This window comes from Roseitalea sp. (assembly GCF_984466335.1).
The window spans coordinates 1-5,854 of the sequence record NZ_CFIFWG010000147.1 but is presented as its reverse complement, the minus strand read 5'-3'; the positions used below and the strand labels follow the sequence as shown (position 1 = coordinate 5,854).

The 5,854-nt window shown below is 65.1% G+C and carries 6 protein-coding genes and 1 pseudogene; 6 read left to right on the top strand and 1 reads right to left on the bottom strand.

Annotated features, from left to right (window positions below; translation table 11 throughout):
- From AC5E6L_RS12405 to AC5E6L_RS12385, 5 genes are all read left to right on the top strand, one after another.
- Window positions 1-262: aldehyde dehydrogenase family protein (locus AC5E6L_RS12405; RefSeq protein ID WP_491773665.1), on the top strand; the 262-nt coding region annotated here is incomplete at its 5' end.
- A 26-nt stretch (window positions 263-288) separates the two neighbouring features.
- Window positions 289-1,275, top strand: coding sequence for a TRAP transporter substrate-binding protein (locus AC5E6L_RS12400; RefSeq protein ID WP_491230720.1), 987 nt, complete (start codon window positions 289-291; stop codon window positions 1,273-1,275).
- Window positions 1,268-1,798: a TRAP transporter small permease gene (locus AC5E6L_RS12395; RefSeq protein WP_491773662.1), complete on the top strand. Its 531-nt coding sequence runs from the start codon at window positions 1,268-1,270 to the stop codon at window positions 1,796-1,798. The genes AC5E6L_RS12400 and AC5E6L_RS12395 overlap by 8 nt, the downstream gene beginning before the upstream one ends.
- Window positions 1,798-3,102, top strand: a complete 1,305-nt coding sequence (locus AC5E6L_RS12390) for a TRAP transporter large permease (protein ID WP_491773660.1) — start codon at window positions 1,798-1,800, stop codon at window positions 3,100-3,102. Before AC5E6L_RS12395 ends, AC5E6L_RS12390 begins: the two co-directional genes overlap by 1 nt.
- 24 nt (window positions 3,103-3,126) lie before the next feature.
- Window positions 3,127-4,317 carry an OsmC family protein gene (locus tag AC5E6L_RS12385; protein WP_491773658.1) on the top strand — a complete coding sequence of 397 codons (1,191 nt, stop codon included), beginning with the start codon at window positions 3,127-3,129 and terminating at the stop codon, window positions 4,315-4,317.
- A gap of 36 nt (window positions 4,318-4,353) precedes the next feature.
- Here AC5E6L_RS12385 and AC5E6L_RS12380 read toward each other — a convergent pair whose 3' ends face one another.
- Window positions 4,354-5,103, bottom strand: a complete 750-nt coding sequence (locus AC5E6L_RS12380) for a sulfite exporter TauE/SafE family protein (protein WP_491773656.1) — start codon at window positions 5,101-5,103, stop codon at window positions 4,354-4,356.
- Between the two features lie 367 nt (window positions 5,104-5,470).
- On the opposite strand from AC5E6L_RS12380, the pseudogene AC5E6L_RS12375 reads away from it, so the two are divergent.
- A pseudogene (locus tag AC5E6L_RS12375) lies at window positions 5,471-5,854 on the top strand (ABC transporter substrate-binding protein); the annotation flags it as partial.

The window sequence follows — 5,854 nt, the reverse complement described above, 5'->3', positions numbered from 1 at the left end:
GGCCGTCGCCAAGGCCAACGACAGCCGTTTCGGCCTGTGCTCGTCGGTCTGGACGGCGGACCGGGACCGCGCCGTCGCGCTCGCCCGGCGGCTTGAGGCCGGATATACCTATCTGAACGCGCACGGCCCGGCCGCCCAGGACGGTCGCGGACCCTTCGGCGGGTTCAAACAGTCCGGCATCGGCCGCAATCTGGGCTATGAGGGCGTGGTCCAGTTTCAAGCCCACCACTCTATCTCCGGCCCGTCGGGCTGGCTTATGTAGTTCCGCGATCTTCAAGGGAGGATAACATGAACCGACTTGCAACGCTCACGGCCGCCGCTCTTGTGGCGTCGAGTTCCATCGTCGCGGCAAAGGATCTGGCGCTGGCCTATTTCATGGGCCCGAACCACCCGATGAACGCATCGGTGTTCCAGCCTTTCGCCGACCGTCTGGCCGAGGCTTCCGGCGGTCGTATGACGGTCACGCAATTCCCCGGCGGCGCGCTCAACTCGGTCCCGCCCAAGCAGTATTCGATCCTGCTCGACGGTGTCGCCGACATCGTCTTCACGCTGCCCGGCTATACCGGCCAATTGTTCCCCAAGACCAATGTGATCACCTTGCCCAAGGTTTGCGACAGCGCGACCGATTGCACCGAATCGCTGCTGCGGGCACGCAAGGAGCTTGAGACCGAATATGACGCCAAGGTGCTGGCAATCTGGGCCAATGCGCCGCCGGTGCTGATCACAAGGGACAAGCCCGTGCGCACGCTTGAAGACGTGCGGGGCATGAAGATCCGCGTCACCTCCAAGCAGGATCTGCCCTTTACCGAGGCGCTGGGCGCGAGCGCGGTGGCGCAGCCGGTCAACGTCATCAACCAGAACCTGGCCAATGGCGTCATCGACGCCATCGCGATCGACCCCTCGGCGATCGCCTCGTTCAAGCTGCAAGAGCCGGCCAACTACATCACGACCTACTTTCCGGGGTCCGGTTCGGCCTTCGTCCTGCTGATGAACAGGCAGCTCTATGACGGTCTGACCGACGAGCAGAAGGGCTGGGTCGACGCGGCCGCCGACGACAGCCTTTCACGGCTTGGCGGCGAGGGCTATGAGCGCGCAACGGCCTGGGGCATCGAGGCCGCGCGCGCCGAGGGCGTCGAGATCATCGAGCTGCCGGACGAGGAAAAGGCCCGCTTTGACGCCGCCGTCGAAGATGCGCTCGCCGCTGCCATGTCCCAGATGGCCGGCGACAAGACGGCCGGCGACATCAAGGCGATGATGCAGGGCACCGATGGCTGATACGCCCGTCATGCTGATGCTTGCCGAAAGGCAGCTCGGCCGTCTGGCCGGGCTGCTCGCCTTCGTTGGCGGCCTTGCGGTGTTCGGGTTGATGGGCGTGACGGTCGTTGCGGTTTTCGCCCGCTACGTTCTCAACGATCCCATCTTCGGCATCGAGGATATCTCTATGATGACGCTGACGGTCGTCGTGGCCGCTTCGGTGGCTTATGGCGCCCACCATCATGCCCATGTCAGCGTCGGCGTCATCAAATGGTTCGCCGGCCGCCGCGTGACCCGGATCACCGATCTGATCGCGCGGTCGCTCGGCTTGGCGATCGTCTCTTTTGCGACCTACGGGCTTTTCTCCAAGGGCTCGTGCGGCCTGCCCTGCGGGCAGATCACCAACAACCTTTCGATCGTCCATACGCCGTTCTATTATTTCCTCGGCGTGGCGATGGCGTCCTATGCGGCGCTCCTGCTCGTTCATCTTCTGGTCGGCCTTGCGCACTGGCGCGGCGAGGACCCCAACGAGGCGGCCGACTGATGGACGGTACGATGATCGCGATCCTGGGCTTTGCGGCCCTTTTTGTCCTGCTCTTCATCCGCATGCCGGTGGGCACGTCGATGATGCTTGTCGGCGCCGTGGGCATCTATATGATCCGCCCGCAGGCAAGCCTGCCCGTTGTTGCGGGCGAGATTTTCGCCGAGGCGTCCAACTATCCGCTGACCATCCTGCCGCTCTTCATCCTGATGGGCAATCTGGCGGGCGTCTCGGGCATGAGCCGCGACCTCTATGATGCCGCGCACAGCTGGTTCGGCCATCTGCGCGGCGGGCTGGCGTCCGCCACCATCGTCGGCTGCGCGGGCTTTTCGGCGCTTTCGGGCTCGTCTCTGGCGGCCGCGCTGACGATGGGGCGCGTCAGCCTGCCCGAGATGCAGCGCTTCAAGTACAATGACGGGCTGGCCACCGGGTCGATCGCCGCCGGTGGCACGCTGGGCATCCTTATCCCGCCATCGGCCGGCTTCGTCGTCTATGCCATCTTGACCGAGGAATCGATCGGGCGGCTGTTCATGGCCGGCGTGCTGCCCGGCCTTATGTTGACCGGGCTGTTCGTTCTGACGATCTGGCTTTTGGTCCTGCGCGATCCCGAAAAGGCTCCGCAGGCCGCCGCCGCCGAACCGTTTGGCGAACGCATGGCCTCCCTTGGCCGCGCCTCCTGGATCGTCGGCATCATCGTGCTGACCATAGGCGGCATCTATACCGGCGTCTTCTCCGCCGTCGAGGCGGCGGGCGTGGGCGCCTTTCTGGCGCTGCTCGTCACCATCATTCGCGGCAAGCTGACCTGGCAGAACGCCAAGGACGTGGTGGCCAGCACGCTCAAATCGACCGGCACCGTGTTCCTGATCCTGTTTGGCGCTTTCGTCTTCAAGACGTTCGTCGGCTTTACCGGCGTCACCTTCGCCCTGACCCAATGGGTCGAGGCGCAGGGCTTCACCGCCATGCAGGTGGTCATCGCGATCCTGCTGGCCTTCATCGTGCTGGGCACGTTTCTGGAAGGTTTTGCGATCCTCGTGCTGACCATCCCGCTGGCGCAGCCCATCTTGCAGTCGCTGGGCATCGACCTGATCTGGTTCGGCGTCTTGATGGTGATCGTGCTCGAAATGGCGCTGATCTCGCCGCCGGTCGGCATCAATGTGTTCGTGGTCAAGGGCATTGCGCCCAATGTGCCGCTGAACACCATCTTCCGCGGCATCTGGCCGTTCTGGTTCGCCATGCTGGCGGCCGTCATCCTGGTGCTCACCTTCCCCAATATCGCGCTGTTCCTGCCAAACACGATGTTCGGCTGACGCGCCCGACGAGAGGAGTCTGACATGAAACTGGGCGAAAACATCATTGCCGCAAGCGGGCTGTCGCCGTTCTTCAAGGTGGCCAATGCCGGCGATATCGGCCTTGAGGCGCCGCCGCTGCGCCGTGGCGATGCGGTGCGCACCTGGGTGCGCTCGCTGTCCGGGTTTCAAAAGGAGGCGCTCGTCACCTCGGCGCGGTCCGGCCTGACCTGGCGCCTGGTCTCCGACGAGGGGGCCTATCTATCCGGATATGACGCGGCGCCTTGCCCGCTCGCCTTTCTGACGACGGGCATGGTGGCAAGCTATATGAACGAGATCACCGCGCTCGCCGCGCAGCGGGGGGTCGTCCTGCGGCAGCTCCGGCTGGTTCAGGACAATTTCTACACCATGCATGGATCCATGCGCAAACGCACCATGATCGGCGGCGCGCTGCCCGTCGAGCTTGAGGTGCAGGTCGATTGCGATCTTGAAGACACCGAACTCAACCAATTGCTGATGAACGCGATCCATGCATCGCCGCTCAACGGCCTGATGCGCGGCAAGCTCGACAGCCTGTTCACCCTGACCCGGAACGCGGAGCGGATCGACACCGGTCAGGCGCATGCGCTTGACGGGCCGGTCGTCGACGATCCGTCGGGCGCAGCGCCGCTGCCGGAGGTTTCGGAACTGGCGCTCATCGAGCGCGGCGGCATCACCCCGAAGAAGCAGCTGCCCAAGGCGACGTCGGCGGCCGCATCGAGCCTCAGCGACGAGCAGGACCGCACGCTCAATCCCGCCGCGACCTGCACGCTGCGCCCGGACGGCATCAAGGAGATCGAGCAGCGACTGTACAGCCCCCATGGCAGCATTTTCCGCTTCCTGTCCGAGGAGGCGCCAAGCGCCGGCGGGCAGGGGCGGGCGCCCGATGCGGTGAGCTTCATTTCGGCCGGCATCGGCTTTTGCTTCATGACGCAGTTCGGCCGCATGGCGTCGATGGAAAAACTCGACCTGCCGCACTACTCGATCGTCCAGGACACCCATTTCTCGCTTGGAGGCGCCTCGGGCGGCACCGGCAAGGCGGGCGAAGCCGATCCGGTGGAGACCCATGTCCACCTGCAAACCGCCGAGTCCGACGATGTCGCGCGCGACATGCTCGATGTGTCCGAGAAGACGTGCTTCCTGCATGCGTTTTGCCGCACCGATCTGAAGACCAAGCTGCGGGTGACGCGGCTTTAGAGCCTTCCAAGCATAGGCGTTGCGGGCCCTGCCGCTTCACAAAAGCGCCGTTGCGGCCAGCCGCAAGGCGAGCAGGGTCAGCAGGCCCAGCATGATGCGGTCGAAGGTTCTGGCGCTCATGCGGCGGGCGAGCCAGGCGCCGACGGGCATGAAGACCAAAAGCGGCACAAGCGCCATGGCGCTCAGCGACAGGCGCTCGGCCGTCAGCAGCCCGAATGCGAAAAGCGCCGGGATCTGTACCACGGACATGGCCACGAAGAACGCCGAAATGGTCGCGATGAACGCCGGGCGCTCAAGCCGGAGGGCGTTGAGAAAGCTGACCGAGATCGGCGCCGAAATGCCGGCCGCGCCCTGCAACACGCCGGCGGCCGCGCCGATCGGCAGGACGATGCGCCGGGCGGTGGCAAAGGCCAGCCTGAGGCCCGGCCGGGCGATGCGCAAGCCGATATAAAGGAGCACGGCTGCGGCGATCAGCAGCGACAATGCCCGCGTCGGCAGCCATGCCAACAAAAGCGTTCCGGTCGCCGCGCCGGCGCCGCCGGCGACGGCGAAGAACCAGGCGAACCGATTGGGCAGGTGCGCGCGGCGATATTGGCGCAACTGCCACAGATTGGTGATAAGGTTCGGCGTGACCATGACGATCACCGCCAGTCGCACATCGAAGAACGCCGCCATGACGGGCACCGCGACGACCGGCGCGCCAGCGCCCGTTGCGCCCTTGATGAGCCCGCCCAGCGCCAAGGCCGTGAGGATTGCGACGGCGGCCGTCGCGTCGAGGTCGGTCATATCGATCGCTTCGGTGCCCGTTCTTGGCGGGGCGTGTCAAGCGCAGATGCGGCCGTGGACCGCGATCCGCTGCCCGGGCGCCGCCCTGTGCGAAATGCTTGCATTGCGCCCTTGACTGGTTATGGACAATTTGTAGCGACAAGCTGCGGATGCTTTGCATGACCGCGCCGGCTCTCGAAGGAGGCTTGCGGGGCGTGCTTTCATCCGTTTGCCGCGGTGAACGGGCCGCTGATGCGGGCCCTTGGCCGCGCCAGGGTCGCCACCTTCGATACCGCGCTCGAATTCGCAAAAGTATGTTGCCGAACTCAAGAGGGCTTGAGACAACCCGATATGGCCCGCACATGGGGCGCACGAACTGGAGAAGAAGATGAAGTTTCTGAAATCGGCGGCCGCGGCGGCGGCTGTGGCGCTCCTGCCGGTCGGCACGGCGCTGGCCGGGGGGCACGGCGCCGCGCTGATCGGGGCGGACTGGGACGCCGTCGTCGAGCAGGCGCGCGGCGGCGAGGTCAACTGGTTCCTGTGGGGGGGCGCCGACAATGTCAACCGCTATGTCAGCGAATATATCGGCGGCATCGTGATGGAGAACTATGGGATCACCCTTAACCGCGTTGGGTTGAGCGATACGGTCGAGGCCGTCAATATCGTGCTGGGCGAGCGTGAGGCGGGCGTCACCGATTCCGGCTCCGTCGACCTGATCTGGATCAACGGCGAAAACTTCCGCAACGCCAAACAAGCCGAGGTGCTGTTCGGC

What these genes read in the sequence shown, in the direction of transcription:
- AC5E6L_RS12395 (WP_491773662.1), top strand. Translation starts at nt 1,268, where the DNA reads ATGGCTGATACGCCCGTCATGCTGATGCTTGCCGAAAGGCAGCTCGGC.
- AC5E6L_RS12400 (WP_491230720.1), top strand. Translation starts at nt 289, where the DNA reads ATGAACCGACTTGCAACGCTCACGGCCGCCGCTCTTGTGGCGTCGAGT.
- AC5E6L_RS12385 (WP_491773658.1), top strand. Translation starts at nt 3,127, where the DNA reads ATGAAACTGGGCGAAAACATCATTGCCGCAAGCGGGCTGTCGCCGTTC.
- AC5E6L_RS12380 (WP_491773656.1), bottom strand. Translation starts at nt 5,103, where the DNA reads ATGACCGACCTCGACGCGACGGCCGCCGTCGCAATCCTCACGGCCTTG.
- AC5E6L_RS12390 (WP_491773660.1), top strand. Translation starts at nt 1,798, where the DNA reads ATGGACGGTACGATGATCGCGATCCTGGGCTTTGCGGCCCTTTTTGTC.